Raw genomic sequence first — 23027 nt, forward strand, 5'->3', positions numbered from 1 at the left:
AGTTTGTCTAGCATCTAAAAATAAAAATTGACGTTTCACGTTGTTTGTTTCGTTCAGTTTTCAAAGAACTACTTGGTCGCTCATTTGCGACTTCCTTATGTTAACATCTTCGTTTTTCGATGTCAACTAAGTTTTTCAATTTCTTTTTTGTCGTTTTCTGCGTTTCCGCATCAGCGACGGTTATTAATATATCATGGTGAAAAATGAAATGCAACACCTTTTATAAACTTTTTTAAAAACTGCCCACATTTCTTTTTTAATATCATATACTTAAACGAAATATCTCTTTCATGTATGATTAATTCCTACATATATTTTATATAAAGTTACTCTATCAAAAAACGTTTCTTTCTATAATAAGCGTTTTATTCATATACCATATCATACAAGGAGGAATATATATGGACTATACCGATTTATTAATCAAACTAGGTCTCTCGGCTATTTTAGGATTTGCCATTGGTTTAGAACGCGAATTAAAACGGAAACCACTTGGTTTAAAAACGTGTTTAGTTATTTCTATTATTAGTTGCCTCCTAACGATTGTTTCTATTAAAGCAGCTTATAACTTACCACATACCGATCATATGAATATGGATCCACTTCGACTTGCCGCTCAAATTGTATCAGGAATTGGTTTTTTAGGTGCTGGCGTAATTTTAAGAAGAGGCAACGATAGCATTGCAGGACTCACGACTGCCGCTATGATTTGGGGTGCTTCTGGTATTGGTATTGCCGTTGGAGCTGGTTTCTATATCGAGGCAATTTTCGGAATGTGTTTTCTTATGATTAGTGTCGAACTTATACCATTGACAATGAAGTTTGTAGGTCCTAGATCATTTCGTCAACGTGATATTGCAGTGAAACTTGTTGTGCGAAATATGGACAATATCCCGGTTGTAATCGAGGAGATAAAAGAAATGGATATAAACGTTAAAAATATGAAGCTTAAAACGTTAGAAAACGGTTCTCACTATTTACATCTTAAACTGTCCATTGATCAAAAAAGACATACCGCTGATGTTTACTATACTCTCCAGCATCTTGAAAGTGTCCAACAAACTGAAGTGGAAAGTATGTAGCATAAAATAAACTCTCTTTAATTAGAGAGTTTTTCTTTTTTCTATAATGGTAACAATGAATGTAGTCCTGCAAAACAAGGAGGAATTTACTATTGAAATCCCGTCCGAATTTAGTAGATACATTTCGTGATTCCATTATTTTTCGTTTAATTTGTTTTATTATTGTACTCACTGCTTTTTCTGGTTTTCTTATACATAGATTAGAACCCTCTCATTTCACTACATGGTTTGACGGAATTTGGTGGTCAATTGTTACCATTTTTACAGTTGGATATGGCGACTTTGCTCCCCATACAACGATAGGAAAACTAATAGGTATAAGTATTATTTTATTAGGAACTGGCTTTTGTTCTTATTATATGGTTCTATTCGCTACTGAGATGATTAGTAAACAATACATGAAAGTTAAAGGTGAAGAAGCCGCTACCTCTAACGGTCATATGATTATCGTTGGCTGGAATGAGCGTGCAAAACATGTTGTAAAGCAAATGCATGTACTACAACCAAACCTTGATATCGTTTTAATTGATGAAACACTTTCTTTACTCCCAAAACCCTTTCATCATTTAGAATTTATAAAAGGTTGTCCGCATCACGATCAAACTTTATTAAAGGCTAATATTGCAACGGCACACACCATATTAATAACAGCGGATAAAGAAAAGAACGAAAGCTTAGCAGATACACAGTCCATTTTAAATATTTTAACTGCGAAAGGACTCAATCCAAACATTCACTGCATCGCCGAACTACTTACTACTGAACAAATTCAAAATGCAACGAGAGCGGGCGCGTCAGAAATTATAGAAGGAAATAAATTAACGAGTTATGTATTTACCGCTTCTCTTTTATTCCCTTCTATTTCAGGTGTACTATTCTCACTTTACGATGAAATCTCTGATAACAAATTACAACTGATGGAGCTTTCTCCGTCCTGCACCGGACAAACCTTTGCAAATTGTAGCTATACCCTTCTAAAACAAAACATTCTCTTACTAGGTATAAAGCGTGATGATCAATATATGATTAATCCAGTCCATACCTTCATTCTTATCGAAAGCGACATACTCATTGTTATTCACCATTAATAAAATGACGCTCTAGTTCTTGCATGAGCACTTTCCCAATATTGATATATTTTCTTTTTACATCTCCATCTGGATCTTTCGGTTCAGCAAATTGATCCATCCCACTCGTTCCAGCGGTTAAAGTATTCACATTATCATCTAGTTCGTCTTGATATACGTGCGAAAGAATATACGGCGTTTCAAGACGGACTACTACACCAGGTACATCCAGTTCACCATCTACTGCTGTAAACGGCACTCGTAAAAATTGATACCCATCTTCTTCATCGATTTTGTAATCGAAGCATCCTTTATCATAATCCCAATTACCACCAATGCTATATCCAAGTGGTTTCATAATCTCTTCTAACTTAAATAGCGCATATGTACGTCCTTCTAAATTTGATTGAATTGGAATCAAGTCCATCCCTCCAAGACTTTTCCTTTAGCATACCCACTCTAGCTTGAATATACTGATGGACTTTTCGATAAAATAATAAAAAGCGACCGGATTCCGGTCGCTTTTTATTATTTTAAACGCTCTTCTAATTCTGCTTTTAATTCTTCAAATCCTGGTTTACCAAGTAAAGCAAACATGTTCTTCTTGTATGCTTCTACGCCAGGTTGGTCAAATGGATTTACCCCTAGTAAGTAGCCGCTCATCGCACATGCTTTTTCGAAGAAGTATACAAGGTAACCGAATGTGTACTCATTTAATTCAGGAATATTGACGATTAAGTTTGGTACTCCCCCGTCGCTATGTGCAAGTAATGTACCTTCGTATGCTTTTGTGTTTACAAAGTCTACAGTTTCACCAGCAAGGTAATTTAATCCGTCTAAATCGTTTTCTTCTGATTCGATTGTTAGTTCATGTGTAGATTTACCTACTTTAAGAACTGTTTCAAATAAGTCACGACGACCTTCTTGAACGTATTGACCTAATGAGTGTAAGTCAGTTGAGAAGTTTGCTGAAGATGGGAAAATACCTTTTTGATCTTTTCCTTCACTTTCACCAAATAACTGTTTCCACCACTCAGCGAAGTATTGAAGTGCTGGCTCATAGTTAACAAGCATTTCAATTGTTTTTCCTTTATTGTATAAAGCGTTACGAACTACTGCATATTGGTAAGCTGGGTTTTCTTCTAGTTCTGACGTTCCGAAGTCATCATGACCAGCAGCTGCACCTTTCATCATCTCTTCAATATTTAAGCCACTTACTGCGATTGGTAATAAACCAACTGGCGTTAATACAGAGAAACGTCCTCCAACATCATCTGGAATAACAAATGTTTCGTAACCTTCGTTATCAGCTAGTGTTTTTAATGCACCACGTGCTTTATCTGTAGTTGCATAAATACGTTTGCGAGCTTCTTCTTTTCCATACTTTTCTTCTAATAACTTACGGAAGATACGGAATGCTAGTGCTGGCTCTGTTGTTGTACCTGATTTGGAAATAACGTTAATAGAGAAGTCTTTACCTTCTAATACGTCCATTAAATCTTTCATGTAAGTGGAGCTAATGTTTTGTCCAACAAATAGCACTTGTGGAGTTTTACGTTGTTCTTTAGAAAGCGTGTTGTAGAAAGAATGGTTTAACATTTCGATTGCTGCGCGTGCCCCTAAGTAAGAACCACCAATACCTACAACAAGTAAAATGTCAGAGTCATTTTTAATTTTTTCTGCGCATTTTTGAATGCGAGCGAATTCTTCTTTGTCATATTGAAGCGGAAGGTCTACCCACCCAAGGAAATCGTTCCCAGCTCCAGTTTTTTCGTGGATTGCGTGATGTGTTACTTTCACTGCATCACGTAAATAAGTGATTTCATGTTCACCGATGAAGGATAACGCTTTAGAATAGTCGAACGTTACATGTGTACTCATCTTTTTCCCTCCAATTATGGATATGTATTTCTGTATTCACTTTAGCGAAACTGAAGTTGTAAATCAAGCGATTCAACCATTGTAAACGTAACCAATATATATTTTTTAGAAAAAGTTCATTTTTTGCATAAAAATTCGTATTTTTCGGTATAGATGTATATACATCATCTTTCGAACATTTTTTATGTATAAAAACAACATAACTACCCCATTCTATAAAAGAGTTAATTAACTCATCGCTTGCTCATGCTTCACAATTAAGGGGGGCTTTTTCATGAGTACTTTGCAACGTATCGCATTAGTCTTTACTGTAATTGGCGCTGTGAACTGGGGACTAATCGGATTTTTCCAGTTTGACTTAGTAGCAGCCATTTTCGGTGGACAAAATTCAGCTCTTGCACGTATTATTTACGGCATCGTTGGTATATCTGGGCTTATCAATCTTGGTTTACTGTTTAAACCATCTGAAAATCTTGGTACACACCCAGAAACAAACGAAATTCGATAGTCAGTATGTCCTTTCACCTCCGACATACGAATATGATTGCATGCAATCATATTTGCAAATATATATCATAAGATAAAGTAAAAGAGGAACGCTCATATGCGTTCCTCTTTTACTTTGTTAACTCGGACTCTTCAATCCATTCTGCCAACTTTTCTCGCAGCGTATTAAATCCGTTTTCAGATGGGTTCGGTATAAGAATCCTTCCTTGTTTTCTTTTCGCCGCTTTTAACGATAAACTCATTTTTCTGTGCTCTTCATCAATTGAAAGTACCTTTACTTCTACTGTATCGCCGACTTTTAAAAAGTCATGAATATCCTTTACATATCCATTTGTAATTTCAGATATATGCACAAGTCCTTGTGTTTCTGCATCTAACGCTACAAATGCACCGTAATCTTGAATTCCAGTCACTTTCCCTGTTACAACCACTCCTGTTGTATATTGTTCTGACATATGAAACACTCCCATACGTTTACCATTCTCTCTACAATTATAAAGAGCAAAGCAGATATATTTATTTTAAATATCCGATTGGTTAGTACGCATTCTAGATAACGTTATCTAGAATGCGTATACCTTATATTAGTAAATTATACCACTATGACAGAACTCATTCAAAATTCATGAAAAATTTCCCTTAAAGAAGTATAATTCTCCAATATTGGGATAGACTACTAACACATGGCTTTCTAGTATTCCCCCCCTTTTATGGACAAAACGTATTACGTTTTGTCCTTTTTTTATTTTCTACAAACCGTTCCATTCTCTTCATCGCTTCCATAAGTTGTTCAAGCGACGTTGCATATGAACAACGAATAAATCCTTCACCACTTTCGCCAAATACGCTACCAGGGACAACGGCCACTTTCTCTTCCAACAATAACTGTTCTGCAAATTCCGCTGAAGATAATCCGGTTGAAGATATAGCAGGAAAAACATAAAATGCTCCGCCCGGCACATGACACGTTAAGCCCATTTCATTGAAAGATGTCGTCATGAAGTTACGACGCTTCTTATAGCTATCTCTCATTCGAATTACTTCATCGTTCCCTGCGCGTAACGCCTCAAGTGCTGCAAACTGAGACATCGTCGGTGCACACATCATTGAATACTGATGGATTTTGAGCATTAATTCTGAAAATTGAACAGGAGCTGCAATCATACCGAGGCGCCATCCTGTCATCGCAAATCCTTTTGAAAATCCTGAAATTAAAATCGTATGCTCACGCATATTTTTAATACTCGCGAAACTTGTATATACTTCGTCGTATACAAGTTCTGCATAAATTTCATCAGATAATACGATTAGATTGTACTTCTCAACAATCACTGCTATTTCTTCAAGCTCGGATTTATTTAGCATTGCACCTGTCGGGTTATTTGGTGAACAAAGCAAAATTGCCTTTGTTTTCGCTGTAATAGCTGCTTCAATTTGTTCTGGTTGTACTTTAAACTCGTTTTCTAACGTAGTCGCCACAGGAACCGGAACTCCTCCAGCTAATGTCACAAGTGGTGCATAAGAAACGAAGCTCGGTTCAATAATGAGCACTTCATCATCAGGATTTATAATGGCGCGCATCGCTACATCTAACGCCTGGCTCGCTCCAACTGTAACAATGATTTCATCACTTGGATCATAAGATACTGCAAATTGTTTTTTTAGATACTTTGCTATTTCTTGACGGAGCTCCAATAATCCTGCATTTGCTGTATATGACGTATACCCTTGTTCCAAAGAACGAATACATGCTTGCCTTACATTCCAAGGTGTAACAAAATCCGGCTCTCCTACCCCGAGGGAAATAACACCTTTCATATTTGCTGCTAAATCAAAAAATTTTCGAATACCAGATGGTTTTAAAGATTCTGCTGATCTAGATAGTTCAAATTGCTTCATGGTGTCACCACAATTCGCTTATCATCATCGTCTTTTTCATAAATAACGCCCTCATGTTTATACTTCTTCAAAATGAAATGAGTAGTTGTAGAAACAACAGATTCAATTGTTGCTAATTTCTCAGAAACAAACATCGCTACTTCTCCCATCGTTTTCCCTTCTAATGTAATAGAAAGATCATATGTCCCTGACATTAAATAAACGGATTTCACTTCTGAATAACGATAAATTTGTTCAGCAACCGCATCAAACCCAACGCCATGCTTTGGCGTAACTTTCACATCGATCATTGCCGTTAAACCTGTATGTTCTTTCACCTTCGTCCAATCAATATGTGTTACATAATCCACAATAATCTTTTCATTTTCTAACCTCGCAACCATCTTCTTTACTTCTTCTACCTCTATATTTAACAGCTTCGCTAATGTATCTACAGATAATCGACTACTCTTTTCAAGACAAGCTAATAATTCTAATTCTTTTTCTGTCACCATATAAATCATCCTTCCTTTTCGTTTGTGTTTAAATTATACAAATACCCTTTCCAGTTTGAAAAGAAGATTTTTCTATTGAATTATGTCAAAATAAAGTGAAACTTTAATCAGTGGAAAAATGCGTGATAAAGCGAAAGGGGATGGAATCGTGAAACCAAAAGTTTATATTGCTGAACCAGTTCCAACATTTGTAGAAAACTATTTATCAGAACACTGTGATTATGAAAAATGGGATCAAAATGAGAAAGTACCCCGTGATGTTCTATTAGAAAAAATACAAGATAAAGATGGGTTATTAAATTTCGGATCTGCTATTAATGAAGAATTACTGACAGTGGCTCCTAACTTAAAAGTAGTGAGCAACATTTCTGTCGGTTACGATAATTTTGATTTACAAGCGATGAAAAACCGAAATGTTATCGGAACGAATACACCATACGTATTAGATGATACAGTAGCTGATCTCGTTTTCGCCCTTATGTTATCTGCTGGGCGCCGTGTTTGCGAACTCGATTCTTATGTGAAAAATGGTGAATGGAACGCTGAAATTGGAAAAGAACACTTCGGACTAGATGTACACCATAGCACAATTGGTATTATCGGTATGGGCCGAATTGGAGAAGCCGTTGCAAAACGAGCAAAATTCGGATTTGATATGAATGTTCTTTACTATAACCGCCGTCGTAAAGAAGAAGCTGAACAAAAATTCGATGCTACATATTGTGATTTACAGACGCTACTGGAGCAGTCTGACTTTATTGTTCTTCTTACTCCATTAACAGATGAAACATATCACCTTATCGGAGAAAAGGAATTTTCATTAATGAAAGAAACAGCAATCTTCATTAATGCTTCTCGCGGGAAAACAGTAGATGAAGAAGCGTTAATCCATGCTTTAACAGAAAAGAAAATCTTTGCAGCAGGTATCGATACATTTACACAAGAGCCGATTCAAAAAGATAATCCACTCTTATCATTACAAAATGTTGTGACTTTACCACACATCGGATCTGCAACATTAAAAACTAGGCAGCAAATGGCTATGACCGCCGCTGAAAATTTAGTTGCAGGATTACAAGGAAAAACACCGCCTAATATTGTTCGCGGGTAATAATGAATAAACGAAAGGCAAGATGACATCGTCATCTTGCCTTTTTTTGTTAACATATTTTCTTCTTCCTTGGAGATGATATGAACAAAAATCAATGGAGTGACAAAAAATGAATCACGAATATACTTGTCCTTATTTCACTTTTTCCACTCGCGGCACTACTATTCATTACGAATTGTATGAACACGATAACAAAACAGAACGTCCTACTTTCGTACTCGTTCACGGCTTTTTATCTTCCTCATTTAGTTACCGTCGTCTCATTCCCTTACTATCGAAAGCAGGAACAGTGATTGCTCTTGATTTACCACCGTTCGGAAAAAGTGATAAGTCTCATCTGTTTAAGTATTCTTATCACAATTTAGCAACGATTATTATTGATTTAATTGAACATTTATCTCTCTCAAACATTGTATTAGTTGGGCACTCTATGGGTGGGCAAATTTCTCTCTATGTAAACCGTATACGTCCTGAACTCATTTCAAAAACGATTTTACTATGCAGCTCTAGCTATTTAGCACGCGCAACCTTACCTTTACTATACTCTTCTTATTTACCGTTCTTTCATTTATACGTAAAGAACTGGATTATTAGACGCGGTATTGTTCATAACTTAATGAATGTCGTTCATGATCACTCATTAATTGACGATGAAATGAAAAAAGGTTACTCCGCTCCTTTTTATGACGACCGTATATTTCCCGCTTTAACTCGCATGATACGAGACCGTGAAGGTGACTTATCTTCAACTGAATTACAAAAAATCGAAACACCTATCTTGCTCATTTGGGGTGAAAAAGACCGCGTCGTCCCTGTACATGTAGGTCATCGTCTACACAAAGATTTACCGAATTCAAAATTTATTTCTTACGAAAATACAGGACATTTACTACCTGAAGAAAAGCCTAAACATGTTTATGAAGAAATTATCGCTTTTTCTGCGCAATAAAGTGAAACTTTAATCAGTCCCCACCTAACTTCTTTGCTTCCGCTGAATTTTGAGGTGGGGTCTTACTACCAAGCAAATAGCGGGATAATATAAAAAAGGCTGTCGGAAATTCCGACAGCCTATAATGAACAACTTCCGCCTTCTTTTATTACAAGTAATTCCACAGCTAACTTCTCACATTTTTCAAGCGCAGGTACTTCCTCAAAAGACATAAAGTATATATGTTGAATCTTCTTTGCGATGTATTTTGGATCATCAAACACACTTATGACGTTCACAACATCGCTCGCTTCTGTTTCATAAAACTCCGGTCCCATTTGAAACGGATCCCAATTCTTCACAACCTCTATCATCTTTTCATATGTACCCATTCGCTTCCCGCCTTTTCACTTTTTAATACTTTTCTTTATCCTATCACATCAGCTATTCTATAAGAAGAGAGAGAACTTTCGTAACTTATTGGTTTTACAGAAGAAGGGGGCAAACTTATGCAACTATTTCATAAAGCAATCAATCGACGTGGAACGCATAGTATAAAATGGGATACATATAAAAACGAAGAACTTATCCATGCTTGGATTGCTGATATGGATTTTGAAGTACCAAAACCAATTCAAACTGCCTTAAAACAACGGATCGAACATCCGATTTTTGGCTACACACTTCCCCCTGAAAATATTGGGGATATTATTTGTAACTGGACAAAACAACAATACGACTGGGACATTCAAAAAGAATGGATCGTCTTTAGTGCAGGGATCGTTCCAGCTCTTAGTACGAGCATACAGGCTTTTACAAAAGAAAACGAATCCGTTCTCGTACAACCACCTATTTATCCTCCATTTTTCGAAATGGTCACAACAAATAATAGGCAGTTATGCGTGAGTCCATTACAGAAACAAAATGATACATATGTGATAGACTTCGAGCATTTAGAAAAGCAGTTTCAGCAAGGCGTCAAACTCATGCTTCTTTGTAGCCCTCATAATCCAATCGGACGCGTTTGGACGAAAGAGGAACTTGTGCAGCTCGGATCGTTATGTACTAAATATAACGTAATCGTTGTCGCGGATGAAATTCATTCCGATATCATTTATGCAGACCATACACATACACCGTTCGCTTCCTTATCTGAAGAATTAGCAGAACGCACTATCACTTGTATGGCTCCAAGTAAAACATTTAATATCGCTGGATTACAAGCGTCGATTATTATCATTCCAAACGAAAAACTCCGTCACGCCTTTACAGCTATCCAATATAGACAAGGCTTCCACGGGTTAAATATCTTCGCCTACACAGCGATGCAAAGTGCCTATACAGAATGTAATGATTGGCTAAACGAAATTCGATTATATATAGAAGATAATGCTCAATTTGCTTATGAATATATCAAAACTCACATACCTGCTCTTTCCGTAACGAAGCCAGAAGGTAGCTTTTTATTATGGATTGATTGTTCTCGTCTAAAGCTTTCTCAAAACGAGCGTACTGCATTACTTGAGGAAAAAGGAAAAATCATCGTTGAACCTGGTGAGAAATACGGGTTAGGTGGGGAAGAACATATTCGAATTAACATCGGCTGTCCACGATCTGTTTTAGAAGAAATTTTGAACAGACTGCGTCATACGTTTTCATAATAAGAAAAGAGGCTGTCATAAATCATTTTAGGACAACCTCCTTTATCCATATCTTTTCAATTACTTTTCACAAAAAAAGCTACCATGCACAGTAGCTTTTACTTTTTCTTCATATCCGATGCTTTTTTTACAATGACACCACAAGCAATTCGATCACCTGATTTACCTGTCGGTTGTGTCATACCATCATCAGCGTTTTCTGTAATAATAATAGACGCTCCATCTTTTCTATGAATCGTTGTTTTTCCTTCTTCAAGCGTTATGTGCGGCGCGTCGATTTCTGCCTTGATCTTTCCAGAACCGTCTGCAATTACGTTCGGTAAATCACCGTTTTCTGCACCCTTCGGATTAAGAAGACCATGTTTTTTATCATCAGGATTAAAATGATTCCCGGATGATTCAAAACGAGGTGCCTTACACTCTCCAATTTCATGTACATGTAGTCCGTGTGGTCCTGGCGTGAAACCTTCCCCTTTAATCGTAATTTTCACTCCACTTGTTTGCTGAACTACTTTCGCAGTCCCTACTTCATCTCCTGAAGCATTATGTAATTTCACTTCAATTTCTTTCGGCTTTCCTTGGTCACAACCTGCCATCAGAAATAATAAACAACAACTGAAAAAAAGCCGTTTCTTCATTCCATTCCCTCCAAAATATATTCTGCCCTTAGATTGTCCGAGCATAGAGGGAAACATACAAAAATGCGTTACTGTTTCTTTTCAGCTAATAGTTTTTCTTCAACTTTCTGTAATCGCTCTGCTTCTCTTTTTGATATACGAATAAACATGCGCCACGTGGCAATAGCACCGATAATAAATAGAACGCACACAATCCCTGGAATAATATATTCTGTTTTATCTTCCGGAAAATATAAAGGCATCATAACGAACACTCCTTAATTATAGGATTCAAAAAAAACATCAGAATTTTCTGTTATATATATCTTTAAATTATAGTTGAACCAGTTCATATTCTCAAGAGGCGTTCCGAAAGTGAATGATTTCTTTGACTCCTCCTCCTACTTTCCTTACTATAAACTTGAGGTGAAAAATATGAGAGAAACATTTGAAATTGGTGAAATCGTTACTGGTATTTATAAAACAGGAAAATACATCGGCGAAATTACAAATAGCCGTCCTGGTAGTTATGTCGTAAAAGTATTAGCTGTTTTAAAACATCCGGTGCAAGGTGACTTACATAACGTAAAACAAGCTGACGTACCATTTTTCCATGAAAGACGCGCTTTAGCTTTTCGTGAGCAAACGAACATTCCACAGCAAATGGTAAAGAAATATGAAGGAGAAATTCCTGATTATACCGAGTCACTAAAATTAGCATTAGAAACTCAAATGAATTCATTTTCTGAAGATGATTCACCTTTTGCAGAGCGTAGTCTAGAAACATTAGAACAGTTAAAGAAGGACTACAAACTCTAAAAAAACAAAACGACCAAATTACATAATGTGCAATTTGGTCGTTACTGTGTGCTCACTTTCTTTAACACTTTTGAAAAATCAACGAGTTCTCCTAATGTTGGTGGTGCTGGTTTTACTAAATACTCTTTATCTTTTTCTACTAGTTTAAAAATATTGTACGTCGTCATCGCATCATCAAGCGCACAATGATGCTTCCCTGTCCCTACTTTTCCGTACGCCTCAATTGCTTTCCATAATCCTGTTTGATTTCTTTCCCCAAAAAACTTCTTATACTCAAGCGATAAATCACGACACTGCCCGAAGAATGGAAAAGCTATCCCTGCCATTTCACAATTATGCTTCAGCACTTTCATATCCATATTTCCCCACGTTACAATTGTCGGTTTACATTTCGTTTCGTATTCTGCAAGCTTCTTAACGAGTTCAGGAAATGAAATCCCTTTATCCACGACTTCTTGTTTTATTCCTAAAAACTTCTTACATCGATCCGTTAAGGAGGGAAATGTTTTCGGCCTGACATGTGATGAATACGTATCTTCCACCTTACAGCCAGCAACTGAAACGAGTCCTACCTCAATAATTTCCGGAAAAAATCCTTTCGGTTTTTTTCTATGCTGGGGCATCGTAAACTCAAAGTCTAAAAATAAAAATCGTTGTTCATCCATACGATCCCTTCCTTATCATTTTTGTCATTCCTTTCTATTTGACACTCCTACACGAACAAGCTCGAATGCTAATTCCATTTTAAATATTCAGATTGGATGTATCTTATATATATGTCAAATGCCCACAAATATTTTAAAAAATAAGAAAAAATGACCTATGCAGAAAATATGACAAAATCCCTCCTTTCATTTACATCCGCAGTTTTTCTACTTTATAATGACGTTATGTGTGTTTCATCTAGTTAATATTTGACACACTAAGAAAAATGAATGAAAGGAGATGAGATTTTTGCACGAAACAACGCAAGAACTCGCTAACTGGCAGTATTATTTTGCTATCGCAGTCTTTTTAATTACATATGCCATTATTATTTCTGAAAAAATTAATCGCGCTGTCATCGCACTTCTTGGTGCAGCACTCATGGTAATTGTGGGGGTCGTCGATTTACATAACGCCTTTACGAAACATATTGAATGGGGAACGATTACGCTACTCATCGGTATGATGATTTTGGTGAACATTACGAGTAAATCAGGTGTTTTCCAATACGTTGCCATTAAAGCAGCAAAAAGGGCACAAGGAAATCCAATTAAAATTTTAATTTCCCTTTCCCTACTTACTGCGCTTGGCTCCGCATTTTTAGATAACGTTACAACTGTACTTCTTGTTGTTCCAGTTACTTTATCTATTACGCGCATACTGCAAGTAAATCCTGTTCCTTATTTACTTTCTGAAATTATTTTTTCAAACATTGGGGGAACGGCAACATTAATTGGTGATCCACCTAACATTATGATTGGTTCTGCCAATAAACATTTAGACTTCAATGCTTTCCTATTGAATCTAGCACCAATCGTAATTATTATTATTGGAGTTACAGCAACAATACTTTACTTCATGTACCGCAAACAATTAATTGCCGATCCTGTACAAGTCAAAAAATTAATGAGCTTAGATGAAAAACAATACATTAAAGATCCAGTATTAATGAAAAAATCTTTAACGGTACTTGGACTTACAATTGTAGGTTTCATGACTCATTCTATTTTCCATATTGATGCGGCTATCATTGCCTTAACTGGTGCTACTGTACTTATGTTAATTGGTGTGAAAGAGCATGAAATTGAAGAAGTATTTGCAAGCGTAGAGTGGGTAACAATCTTCTTCTTCGCAGGGCTATTCGTACTTGTTGGAGGACTTATCGATATCGGTCTTATCAAAATGTTAGCTCAAAAAGTAATTGGTATAACAGGCGGAGATATTTCTTACGCATCCATCCTTATTTTATGGGTATCTGGTATCGCCTCTGCAACAATTGATAACATCCCATTCGTCGCAACAATGATTCCACTTATTAACGATATGGCAGTTGGGCTAGGCTTATCACCATCTGACGCACAAATCGATGTATTATGGTGGGCATTAGCACTAGGTGCTTGTCTCGGCGGAAACGGAACATTAATCGGAGCTTCTGCTAACGTAATCGTTGCAGGTATCGCGAGCCGCGAAGGACATAAATTTAGTTACATGGAATTCCTAAAAGTCGGTTTCCCAATTATGATCGTTTCATTAATCATTTCTCACATTTATATTTATTTACGCTACCTTATGTAGTAGAAAAAGCGCCCTGATAATCAGGGCGCTTTTTTACTTATATCTAAAATATATCGACTTATCAACAGAAACGAAAAATCTACTCTTTATATCTCACCGGTTCATTTCGAATAATAAATAAATGAATCGGTAAGAAAACCGAAAATGTGATTGTATGAATAATCGTAAACAATATAGAATTCGTTCCGTATCTATCTAAAATTGCGTAGATAAGATAAATAGACAGCACAATCGATACAGCTGTTGCTAATAAATATAGAATTGGTACGAAGTTAAAAATGAAACATGCGACATATATGCCGAATACTTTCCATCCCGCTTCTTCTTTTAAGAAATCCGGTAATTTGTCTTTTGCTAAATCACCCCATATCTTACTATTTAAAAAAGGAATAAACGCAAGAGCACCATCCGTTGCACCATCATTTTTCGCCATCGTATACAGTGCAAAAGCCGTTAATAAATACGCAATAATTGCCCAAATCAATACAACAAGAATAAACGCAAAACTAAGAGCAAAGAAACCTGCTAGTACGCCTTGATCCTCCATCTTATCCTCTCCTCTCTACTTTCAACATATTTCATTACATTGCAAGTTATGTTTTAAAATTTATCCAAACTCTTTGTATAATAAGAGAAGAAAGAGAATAAGAGAGGAGAAACACGTATGCATCCATTTGTAAAAGCATTACAAGAGCATTTTACAGCTCATCAAAATCCTGAAAAAGCAGAACCTATGACTCGTTATATGAAAAATCACTTCCCATTTCTAGGTATTCAAACACCGGAAAGGCGCCAATTATTAAAAGACGTCATTCAAATACATACTCTCCCAGATAAAAAAGACTTCCAAATTATTGTACGCGAGCTTTGGGACTTACCAGAACGTGAATTCCAAGCGGCCGCACTTGATATCATGCAAAAATATAAAAAGCATATAAACGAAACTCATATCCCCTTCTTAGAAGAACTTATTGTCACAAAATCTTGGTGGGACTCTGTCGATAGCATCGTCCCTACATTCTTAGGTACTATCTTTTTAAAACACCCAGAATTAATTTCTACGTATATTCCAAAATGGATTGCATCAGATAACATATGGTTACAACGTGCCGCTATTTTATTCCAACTGAAATATAAACAAAAGATGGATGAAGAACTTCTTTTCTGGATTATTGGGCAACTACATTCTTCAAAAGAATTTTTCATTCAAAAAGCGATTGGCTGGGTCCTTCGTGAATATGCAAAAACAAATCCGGATGTAGTTTGGGAATACGTGCAAAACAATGAACTCGCTCCATTAAGTAAGCGTGAAGCAATTAAGCATATTAAACAAAATTACGGAATAAATAATGAAAAAATAGGCGAGACTCTATCATAGATAGACACGTTCCTCTATTGAGATTTAAAAAAGAACGTGTTAGAATATGTTCATTATTATTAATATAAGTAGCGATGACGGACTTATAAGTACTTGCATAAAAAGCGATTCAGGGATAGTGAAAGCCTGAAACCGCAAGGAAACGGCAGTCCCGAGCAATACATGATAAAGTGGATGCACCTTTTGTGTATCAACTAGGGTGGAACCGCGGGCAAACGCTCGTCCCTAGGCAAATAAGCCTTGGGATGAGCGTTTTTTTATGTTCTTTTTAGCATATACTGCTCGTTTCCAAAGTATCAGAGTATATCATCGCCAATACGTTAACTTTCAAAAGGAGGATTTTCTTATGTATTCAATGGAACAAGTTGTAAACTTAGCGAAACATCGCGGTTTTGTTTTCCCTGGTTCTGAAATTTACGGTGGTCTTGCAAACACTTGGGATTACGGTCCACTTGGAATCGAATTAAAAAATAACGTTAAAAAAGCTTGGTGGAAAAAATTCATTCAAGAATCTCCACACAACGTTGGTTTAGACGCAGCTATTTTAATGAACCCTAAAACTTGGATCGCTTCTGGTCACGTTGGTAACTTCAACGATCCAATGATCGACTGTAAAAAATGTAAAGCTCGTCACCGTGCTGACAAATTAATTGAGGATGCTTTAGATGCAAAAGGCATTGAAATGGTTGTTGACGGTCTTACTTTCGACCAAATGGCTGACTTAATGAAAGAACATGAAGTAAAATGTCCTGATTGCGGTAGTGAAGAATTCACTGAAATCCGTCAGTTCAACTTAATGTTCAAAACATTCCAAGGTGTTACAGAGTCTAGCACAAACGAAATTTTCCTTCGTCCTGAAACAGCACAAGGTATTTTCGTAAACTTCAAAAACGTTCAACGCTCTATGCGTAAAAAGCTTCCATTTGGTATTGGCCAAATCGGTAAGAGTTTCCGTAACGAAATCACGCCTGGTAACTTCACATTCCGTACACGTGAATTCGAACAAATGGAACTTGAATTCTTCTGTAAGCCTGGTGAAGATTTAGAGTGGTTCGCATTCTGGCGTGAAACTTGTAAAAACTGGTTACTTTCACTTGGTATGACTGAAGAGAGCATGCGTCTTCGTGACCACGGTGAAGAAGAGTTATCTCACTACAGTAATGCAACAACTGACATTGAATTCAAATTCCCATTCGGTTGGGGCGAACTTTGGGGCGTTGCATCTCGTACAGACTTCGACTTAAAACGTCACATGGAACACTCAAACGAAGACTTTAACTATATCGATCCACAAACGAATGAGCGTTACGTACCATACTGCATCGAGCCATCTTTAGGCGCAGACCGCGTAACATTAGCATTCTTATGTGATGCATATGAAGAAGAACAATTAGAAAACGATTCTCGTACAGTTCTTCGTTTCCACCCTGCTTTAGCACCATACAAAGCAGCTATCTTACCATTATCTAAAAAGCTATCTGAAGGTGCTACTGAAGTATTTGCAGAATTAGCTAAAGACTTCATGGTAGACTTTGATGAAACTGGTTCTATCGGTAAACGTTACCGTCGTCAAGACGAAATCGGTACACCATTCTGTATCACATACGACTTCGACTCAGTTGAAGACAAAGCTGTTACAGTACGTGACCGTGACACAATGGAACAAGTTCGTATGCCAATTAGCGAACTAAAAGGTTTCTTAGAGAAGAAAATCCAGTTCTAATTATAAGAAAAAGAGGCTGCTCATAAGAGCGCCTCTTTTTTACTTTTCACGTTTTTCTTTAATTGCTACTGTACATCTTGATATACATAGTAAATCATCATTTTCATCAATAATGCGAACATCCCAAACCATTGTCGCTTGTCCTCTATGTATCGGTGTCCCAATCGCTGTTACAATTCCATCTTTCTTTGAGCGAATGTGGTTTGCATTAATTTCTAATCCGAAACAAATACATTTTTCTTGATCAATCAAATTGTATGAACCAACACTTGCCACTGTTTCTGCTAATGCAACCGATGCACCACCATGTAAAAATCCAAACGGCTGATGCGTACGCTCATCAACAGGCATCGTAGCAACCACCTTTTCTTCTGTCATCTCTAACAACTCAATTCCAAGTGAATCCATTAAAGTTTTTGCCATATCGCTTCCTCCTTCTCTTACTTTAATTAAATGTATAATTTTACCTATTTATTTTCAAACTACTTATAACACTTATATAAGGAGGCTTCACCTAAATGAAACAGAAATTTTGTATATTACTGCTTATGTTCTCCTTGCTGACTATTGTACCAAATTGTGCAATAACAGCCAAAGCATCTAACCTGACAATCGATGTTAAGACTGTAACGCAAAAAGGTAAGAAACCTTATATAGAATATCAAATAAATAGGCCTTCTTTTCACAACTTTTCTGACTCTAAATTTCAAAATAAGCTCAATTTATATTACAAAAAATCCACTGACAAATTTAAAAACAAATTAGAAAAAGAAGCAAAAAAATATTATAAAGAGACAGAAGGATCTAGTACACCATTTCATCCGTACGTAGCAAATGTCGATTATAAAGTCTCATTAAACAAACCACCTTTTCTTAGCCTATATGTGAATTACTATCAATATACTGGCGGAGCACATGGTCTTTATACGTGGAAGGCAAATACATTTGATTTAAACGAAAAAAAGCTACTGCACTTAGACGATTTATTTCAACAAAAAAATAAATATAAAGATGTAATCCGTGCAGAGATTGTAAGACAAATTAAACAAAATGAAAGTATTTATTTTCCTGATGCAACTGAAAAGGTAATGAGTATGAAAAAGTTTCACTTCTTTTTAGAGCCAGACAATCTCGTCATTTATTTCCCTTTATATGAAATTGCTCCGTATTCAAGTGGAATTCCGCAATTTCGTATTCCATATACATTGCTAAGAGACTATTTAAAGCCTTCTTATCAAAATATTTTGATTGACAACAAGTAACTATTTTCGCTACGATAATGTTAACCTAAAAACAACAGGAGGTTAACATTATGAGGAGATTTCATGTTTTAGATTTAGCATTAGCTGCCATGTTCGTCGCTCTTATGGCCATTGGTGCAAATATTGTATCTTGGGCACCATTCCTGCAAGTAGCGGGCATCCCATTATCTATGCAACCATTTTTCGCAATTTTAGCAGGTCTTCTTCTTGGAAGTAGACTTGGTGCCTTATCCATGACTGTATATATGCTCGTTGGCGTAGCCGGCGCACCAATCTTTGCTAACTTCAAAGCTGGATTTGGAGCACTTTTAGATCCTACTGGTGGTTTTATTATCGCATTTATTATCGTTGCTTACGTATCGGGAAAACTAGTAGAACAAAAAGAAAGACCAACATTCATTACATTTGCTATTGCCTCTTTCACAGGAATTATTTTAACTTATATAATCGGTACTACTTACATGTACGGGGCAGTCAATCTCTTTATGGGCGGTAATATGAGTTATAAAGCTGCTTGGATGATTATGATGTGGTTCGCAGTAAAAGATATTGCATTTACAATTATCGGTGCTATTATCGCACCTCGCATATACTATGCTGTGCGTCGTTCTGCTTATCAGCATTCTCATTCGACGATTTCATAATAAAAAAAGAGTTATTTCAAGCTGAAATAACTCTTTTTTATATTAAGACTCTTGATTCGCTTGTTCTTCTAAAATTTTCTTCATCATCGCAACCATGTCATCACGTAATTCTGGGTGTTGCAGGGCCATTTCAATTGTCGTTTGAACGAATCCTAGCTTTTCACCTACATCGTAGCGCTTTCCTTCGAAATCGTAAGCAAATACACGTTGGATTTCATTTAAGCTTTGGATTGCATCTGTTAACTGAATTTCACCGCCAGCACCGACATGTTGCTGTTCTAAGAACATAAAGATTTCAGGCGTTAAAATGTAACGGCCCATAATCGCTAAGTTTGAAGGTGCTGTACCTTGTGCTGGTTTCTCAACGAAATTGCGAACTTGGTAACGACGACCTTCTTGTTCTAATGGATCGATAATTCCGTAACGGTGTGTTTCTGTTTCTGGAACAGTTTGTACACCAATAACAGAAGAAAGTGTTTTTTCATACTCATCCATTAATTGACGTAAACATGGTTTCTCAGCTTGGACAATATCATCACCTAGTAACACTGCAAATGGCTCATCACCAATGAATTTACGTGCACACCAAACAGCATGTCCTAGTCCCTTCGGCTCTTTTTGACGGATGTAATGAATATCTACCATTTTTGAAGAAGCTTGTACTTTTTCAAGCAACTCATATTTTTTCTTCTCTAATAAGTTTTGTTCTAGTTCAAATGCGTTATCAAAATGATCTTCGATAGAGCGCTTTGTTTTACCAGTAACGATAATAATATCTTCGATTCCCGATTTCACTGCTTCTTCTACAATGTATTGAATCGTTGGTTTATCTACTATCGGTAACATTTCTTTCGGCATTGCTTTCGTTGCTGGTAAAAAACGTGTTCCTAATCCAGCTGCTGGGATTATCGCTTTTCTTACTTTTTTCATCACAAAATACCCTCTCTCCTGTCGGAATTAATAGCAATCATTTCCTACATAAAACAAAAGGGAGATTTCGCTCCCTTTTGTTCCTTACTACTTAAAATTACTTTGTATTATAAACGATTCATAATGTCTTCTTTAATAGTAAGTAACTTTTGTTCACTATTTTGTAAAGAACTATCTTGTACACCGAAGTAGAACTTAATCTTCGGTTCAGTTCCAGATGGACGTAGGCAGAACCATGAACCATCCTCTAATTGATATTTTAACACATTTGATTTCGGTAAGTGAATCTCTTCTTTATGTCCATCTTGTAAAGATGTAATGATGCTTGCTTTATAATCTTCAACTGCTACGACTGTTAAGCCTGCTACTTCTTTCGGAGGATTCTCACGGAACGTCGCCATCATCTCTTGGATTTGTTCCGCTCCATCTTTTCCTTTTAACGTTAACGATACAAGGTCTTCACGGAAGAAACCATACTTCTCAAATACTTCTAATAGACCATCATATAACGTTTTCCCTTGTGATTTGTAGTATGCAGCTACTTCACATGCAAATAGGACAGATTGTACTGCATCTTTATCACGGCAGAATGGACGGATTAAATAACCATAGCTTTCCTCATAACCGAATTGGAATTCGTATTGTCCGCTTTCTTCATACTGTCTAATTTTCTCACCGATAAATTTAAATCCAGTTAACGTATCAACTGTATCTAAACCGTATGCTTTTGCAATTGTACGGCCAATTTCAGACGTTACGATTGTTTTTAATACGACACCGTTCTCTGGAAGTATTCCGTTTTCTTTCTTTTGAGATAGTAAGTAATCAAGCATTAATGCACCTGTTTGGTTTCCTGTTAATACTTGGAACTCACCATTATGATTACGAACAGCTACACCAAGGCGATCTGCGTCAGGATCAGTTGCGATTAATACATCTGCGCCTACCTTTTCACCGTCACGAATTGCATACTCAAACGCGGCGTGCTCTTCTGGGTTCGGTGATTTTACTGTAGAGAAGTTTGGATCTGGTAACTCTTGCTCTTTTACAACTGTTACATCTGTAAATCCAACTTCTTCTAAACCACGGCGTACAGAAATATTTGATGTTCCGTGTAATGGTGTAAAGACAATTTTTAAGTCTTTGCCGGCCTTTTCCACCATTCCTTTATTAATGATGACATTGTTCAATTCTGCAGCATATGCATCATCTACTTCTTGTCCAATAATATGTAATAAACCGTCAGCTTTTAATTGCTCTACATCAGCGACTTCAACTGTTAATTCATCTTCTATTGCATCTACGTAGCTAATTAACTCATCCGCTTCTTTTGGCGGCAACTGTCCACCATCTTCACCGTATACTTTGTATCCGTTATATTCAGGCGGATTATGGCTTGCCGTAAGAACGATTCCACTTACTGTATGTAAATGACGAACTGCGAAAGAAAGTACTGGCGTTGGACGTAAGCTTTCAAACACATATGTTGTGATACCACGTGCACCAAGTGTAGCAGCGACTTCCATTGCAAACTCAGGTGATTTATGACGAGAATCATAGGCTACAACAACACCTCGTTTTTTCGCTTCCTCACCTAATTTTTCAATAAAGCTTGCTAATCCTTTTGTTGCTTTACGAACTGTATATACGTTTAAACGGTTCGTACCAGCACCAAGTTCACCACGCATACCACCTGTGCCGAACTCTAGGTTTTTATAAAAGCTATCCTCGATTTTCTTCTCATCTTGCTTCATGTTTTCTAGCTGTTCTTTTAATTCTGCATCTAATTGTGCGTAAGAAAGCCAGCGACTAAATTCTTGTTTCCAATTCATTCTTCTCTCTCCTCTCGCTCGTCATACCTTTATTATATGAAAAAAACATGCCGTATCTCAATATTTTATAAAATCTAGCAGGATTTTACTAGGAATATTTGTATACACTATTGTTAAATACTCCACTAAAGGGAATGAGGATTATGCACGAATGGGGCTTGTCAGAAGAGCTCAAAATACAAACAAAGCAAATGATTGAAATTGCTGAAAGAGAACTATCGATTATGAGGAACGCAATCGATAAAGAAGATGAATGCATTTTATGCAAAATGGAAGATATTCATCATATGTTGGCAAATGTACAAACATTGGCAGCTACATACTATATTCAGGCATATTTATCACCTTATACGGAAAGTTCATCTTTTATTACAACAGCTATCCAACATTTAAGCGCCAGAAAACATGGTGCTCTTATCGTTGTGGAACGAAACGAGACGCTTGAAGCTTTCATTCAAACTGGAACGACATTAAACGCTCATTTAACTGCACCATTACTCGAATCAATATTTTATCCAGGTAACCCTCTTCATGACGGTGCCGTTCTCGTAAAAAATAATCATATTGTCTCAGCTGCTAATATTCTTCCTTTAACGAAAAGTACAGAAGTTGATCCTGAGCTGGGAACACGGCACAGAGCTGCAATTGGCTTATCAGAAAAGAGTGATGCACTTATATTAGTTGTCTCTGAAGAAACGGGCCGTACTTCTTTTGCCTTAAATGGGATTTTGTATACGATTTCTTTATAAAGTGAAACTTTAATCAGCCCTCACCAATCAAGAGTTTACGAGCAGCTCGATCCACACTTAACTTCTTTGCTTCCGCTGAATTTTTGAGGTGAGGGTCTTACTGCCCGGCAAATAGCTGGATAAACAAACCTATAAAAAAGAAGACTGTTCCAAAATATTGGAA

Annotated in this window: 26 protein-coding genes; 13 read left to right on the plus strand and 13 right to left on the minus strand. The window is 36.7% G+C overall.

Annotation, left to right across the window (positions count from 1 at the left end; translation table 11 throughout):
• Positions 1 to 401 precede the first annotated feature (401 nt).
• On the plus strand, positions 402 to 1082 hold the full coding sequence (locus MR160_RS18280; protein ID WP_000386682.1) for an MgtC/SapB family protein: 681 nt from the start codon (positions 402 to 404) through the stop codon (positions 1080 to 1082).
• Between the two features lie 92 nt (positions 1083 to 1174).
• A complete protein-coding gene (locus tag MR160_RS18285; protein ID WP_000842324.1) occupies positions 1175 to 2170 on the plus strand; it encodes a potassium channel family protein in 996 nt (331 codons plus the stop codon).
• On the opposite strand, the gene MR160_RS18290 is transcribed toward MR160_RS18285, so the two are convergent.
• Positions 2157 to 2570 (minus strand): YugN-like family protein, encoded by a 414-nt coding sequence (locus MR160_RS18290; RefSeq protein WP_000612326.1) that lies wholly within the window; start codon positions 2568 to 2570, stop codon positions 2157 to 2159. The genes MR160_RS18285 and MR160_RS18290 overlap by 14 nt on opposite strands.
• Before the next feature lie 107 nt (positions 2571 to 2677).
• Complete coding sequence (locus MR160_RS18295; RefSeq protein WP_000103654.1) at positions 2678 to 4030, minus strand: glucose-6-phosphate isomerase; 1353 nt, start codon at positions 4028 to 4030, stop codon at positions 2678 to 2680.
• Positions 4031 to 4304: 274 nt separating this feature from the next.
• On the opposite strand from MR160_RS18295, the gene MR160_RS18300 reads away from it, so the two are divergent.
• Positions 4305 to 4538 carry a DUF378 domain-containing protein gene (locus tag MR160_RS18300; protein ID WP_000105788.1) on the plus strand — a complete coding sequence of 78 codons (234 nt, stop codon included), beginning with the start codon at positions 4305 to 4307 and terminating at the stop codon, positions 4536 to 4538.
• A 109-nt stretch (positions 4539 to 4647) separates the two neighbouring features.
• Here the strand turns inward: MR160_RS18300 and yugI are convergent, their stop codons facing one another.
• The 3 genes from yugI to MR160_RS18315 form a co-directional block, all read right to left on the minus strand.
• On the minus strand, positions 4648 to 4992 hold the full coding sequence (gene yugI / locus MR160_RS18305) for a S1 domain-containing post-transcriptional regulator GSP13 (protein WP_000003764.1): 345 nt from the start codon (positions 4990 to 4992) through the stop codon (positions 4648 to 4650).
• Positions 4993 to 5245: 253 nt separating this feature from the next.
• A complete protein-coding gene (locus tag MR160_RS18310) occupies positions 5246 to 6436 on the minus strand; it encodes an aminotransferase (protein WP_000808529.1) in 1191 nt (396 codons plus the stop codon).
• Positions 6433 to 6930: an Lrp/AsnC family transcriptional regulator gene (locus MR160_RS18315; RefSeq protein WP_000255696.1), complete on the minus strand. Its 498-nt coding sequence runs from the start codon at positions 6928 to 6930 to the stop codon at positions 6433 to 6435. Before MR160_RS18315 ends, MR160_RS18310 begins: the two co-directional genes overlap by 4 nt.
• A gap of 118 nt (positions 6931 to 7048) precedes the next feature.
• Here MR160_RS18315 and MR160_RS18320 point away from each other — a divergent pair, with 118 nt between their 5' ends.
• Positions 7049 to 8041: a 2-hydroxyacid dehydrogenase gene (locus MR160_RS18320; RefSeq protein WP_001205003.1), complete on the plus strand. Its 993-nt coding sequence runs from the start codon at positions 7049 to 7051 to the stop codon at positions 8039 to 8041.
• A 109-nt stretch (positions 8042 to 8150) separates the two neighbouring features.
• Positions 8151 to 8990 (plus strand): alpha/beta fold hydrolase, encoded by an 840-nt coding sequence (locus MR160_RS18325; protein WP_001015203.1) that lies wholly within the window; start codon positions 8151 to 8153, stop codon positions 8988 to 8990.
• Positions 8991 to 9109: 119 nt separating this feature from the next.
• Here MR160_RS18325 and MR160_RS18330 read toward each other — a convergent pair whose 3' ends face one another.
• Positions 9110 to 9361: a YugE family protein gene (locus tag MR160_RS18330; RefSeq protein WP_000537641.1), complete on the minus strand. Its 252-nt coding sequence runs from the start codon at positions 9359 to 9361 to the stop codon at positions 9110 to 9112.
• Between the two features lie 117 nt (positions 9362 to 9478).
• On the opposite strand from MR160_RS18330, the gene MR160_RS18335 reads away from it, so the two are divergent.
• Entirely contained in the window at positions 9479 to 10630 is a 1152-nt protein-coding gene (locus MR160_RS18335) for a MalY/PatB family protein (RefSeq protein ID WP_001175811.1), read from the plus strand.
• 98 nt (positions 10631 to 10728) lie between these two features.
• On the opposite strand, the gene sodC is transcribed toward MR160_RS18335, so the two are convergent.
• Both sodC and MR160_RS18345 read right to left on the minus strand, forming a co-directional pair.
• Positions 10729 to 11268 (minus strand): superoxide dismutase [Cu-Zn], encoded by a 540-nt coding sequence (gene sodC / locus MR160_RS18340; protein ID WP_000746518.1) that lies wholly within the window; start codon positions 11266 to 11268, stop codon positions 10729 to 10731.
• Between the two features lie 68 nt (positions 11269 to 11336).
• Positions 11337 to 11513: a hypothetical protein gene (locus MR160_RS18345; protein WP_000982756.1), complete on the minus strand. Its 177-nt coding sequence runs from the start codon at positions 11511 to 11513 to the stop codon at positions 11337 to 11339.
• A 169-nt stretch (positions 11514 to 11682) separates the two neighbouring features.
• On the opposite strand from MR160_RS18345, the gene kapB reads away from it, so the two are divergent.
• Complete coding sequence (kapB, locus tag MR160_RS18350) at positions 11683 to 12066, plus strand: kinase-associated lipoprotein KapB (RefSeq protein ID WP_001209326.1); 384 nt, start codon at positions 11683 to 11685, stop codon at positions 12064 to 12066.
• Positions 12067 to 12107: 41 nt separating this feature from the next.
• Here the strand turns inward: kapB and kapD are convergent, their stop codons facing one another.
• A complete protein-coding gene (gene kapD / locus MR160_RS18355; protein WP_000344356.1) occupies positions 12108 to 12731 on the minus strand; it encodes a 3'-5' exonuclease KapD in 624 nt (207 codons plus the stop codon).
• 289 nt (positions 12732 to 13020) lie between these two features.
• Here kapD and MR160_RS18360 point away from each other — a divergent pair, with 289 nt between their 5' ends.
• A complete protein-coding gene (locus MR160_RS18360; RefSeq protein WP_000545235.1) occupies positions 13021 to 14346 on the plus strand; it encodes an ArsB/NhaD family transporter in 1326 nt (441 codons plus the stop codon).
• A 79-nt stretch (positions 14347 to 14425) separates the two neighbouring features.
• On the opposite strand, the gene MR160_RS18365 is transcribed toward MR160_RS18360, so the two are convergent.
• The gene (locus MR160_RS18365) at positions 14426 to 14893 is read right to left on the minus strand and encodes a hypothetical protein (RefSeq protein WP_000390065.1); all 468 of its coding nucleotides are present in this window, start codon (positions 14891 to 14893) and stop codon (positions 14426 to 14428) included.
• 117 nt (positions 14894 to 15010) lie between these two features.
• Between MR160_RS18365 and MR160_RS18370 the strand changes: the two genes are divergently transcribed.
• Positions 15011 to 15724, plus strand: coding sequence for a DNA alkylation repair protein (locus tag MR160_RS18370; protein WP_097826216.1), 714 nt, complete (start codon positions 15011 to 15013; stop codon positions 15722 to 15724).
• Between the two features lie 346 nt (positions 15725 to 16070).
• Positions 16071 to 17447: a glycine--tRNA ligase gene (locus MR160_RS18375; RefSeq protein WP_000287148.1), complete on the plus strand. Its 1377-nt coding sequence runs from the start codon at positions 16071 to 16073 to the stop codon at positions 17445 to 17447.
• A 39-nt stretch (positions 17448 to 17486) separates the two neighbouring features.
• On the opposite strand, the gene MR160_RS18380 is transcribed toward MR160_RS18375, so the two are convergent.
• Positions 17487 to 17870, minus strand: a complete 384-nt coding sequence (locus MR160_RS18380) for a hotdog fold thioesterase (RefSeq protein WP_242297844.1) — start codon at positions 17868 to 17870, stop codon at positions 17487 to 17489.
• Positions 17871 to 17965: 95 nt separating this feature from the next.
• Here MR160_RS18380 and MR160_RS18385 point away from each other — a divergent pair, with 95 nt between their 5' ends.
• On the plus strand, positions 17966 to 18709 hold the full coding sequence (locus MR160_RS18385; RefSeq protein WP_242297845.1) for a DUF3298 and DUF4163 domain-containing protein: 744 nt from the start codon (positions 17966 to 17968) through the stop codon (positions 18707 to 18709).
• 50 nt (positions 18710 to 18759) lie between these two features.
• Positions 18760 to 19353 (plus strand): biotin transporter BioY, encoded by a 594-nt coding sequence (locus tag MR160_RS18390; RefSeq protein ID WP_001252163.1) that lies wholly within the window; start codon positions 18760 to 18762, stop codon positions 19351 to 19353.
• A 42-nt stretch (positions 19354 to 19395) separates the two neighbouring features.
• Here MR160_RS18390 and galU read toward each other — a convergent pair whose 3' ends face one another.
• Positions 19396 to 20283 carry a UTP--glucose-1-phosphate uridylyltransferase GalU gene (gene galU / locus MR160_RS18395; protein ID WP_000757823.1) on the minus strand — a complete coding sequence of 296 codons (888 nt, stop codon included), beginning with the start codon at positions 20281 to 20283 and terminating at the stop codon, positions 19396 to 19398.
• 107 nt (positions 20284 to 20390) lie between these two features.
• On the minus strand, positions 20391 to 22115 hold the full coding sequence (locus tag MR160_RS18400) for a phospho-sugar mutase (RefSeq protein ID WP_063675932.1): 1725 nt from the start codon (positions 22113 to 22115) through the stop codon (positions 20391 to 20393).
• Positions 22116 to 22258: 143 nt separating this feature from the next.
• On the opposite strand from MR160_RS18400, the gene cdaS reads away from it, so the two are divergent.
• Positions 22259 to 22864: a sporulation-specific diadenylate cyclase CdaS gene (gene cdaS / locus MR160_RS18405; RefSeq protein ID WP_000545255.1), complete on the plus strand. Its 606-nt coding sequence runs from the start codon at positions 22259 to 22261 to the stop codon at positions 22862 to 22864.
• Positions 22865 to 23027: the final 163 nt, after the last annotated feature.

The organism is Bacillus cereus group sp. BfR-BA-01382 (assembly GCF_022663475.1).
GTDB lineage: Bacteria > Bacillota > Bacilli > Bacillales > Bacillaceae_G > Bacillus_A > Bacillus_A thuringiensis_S.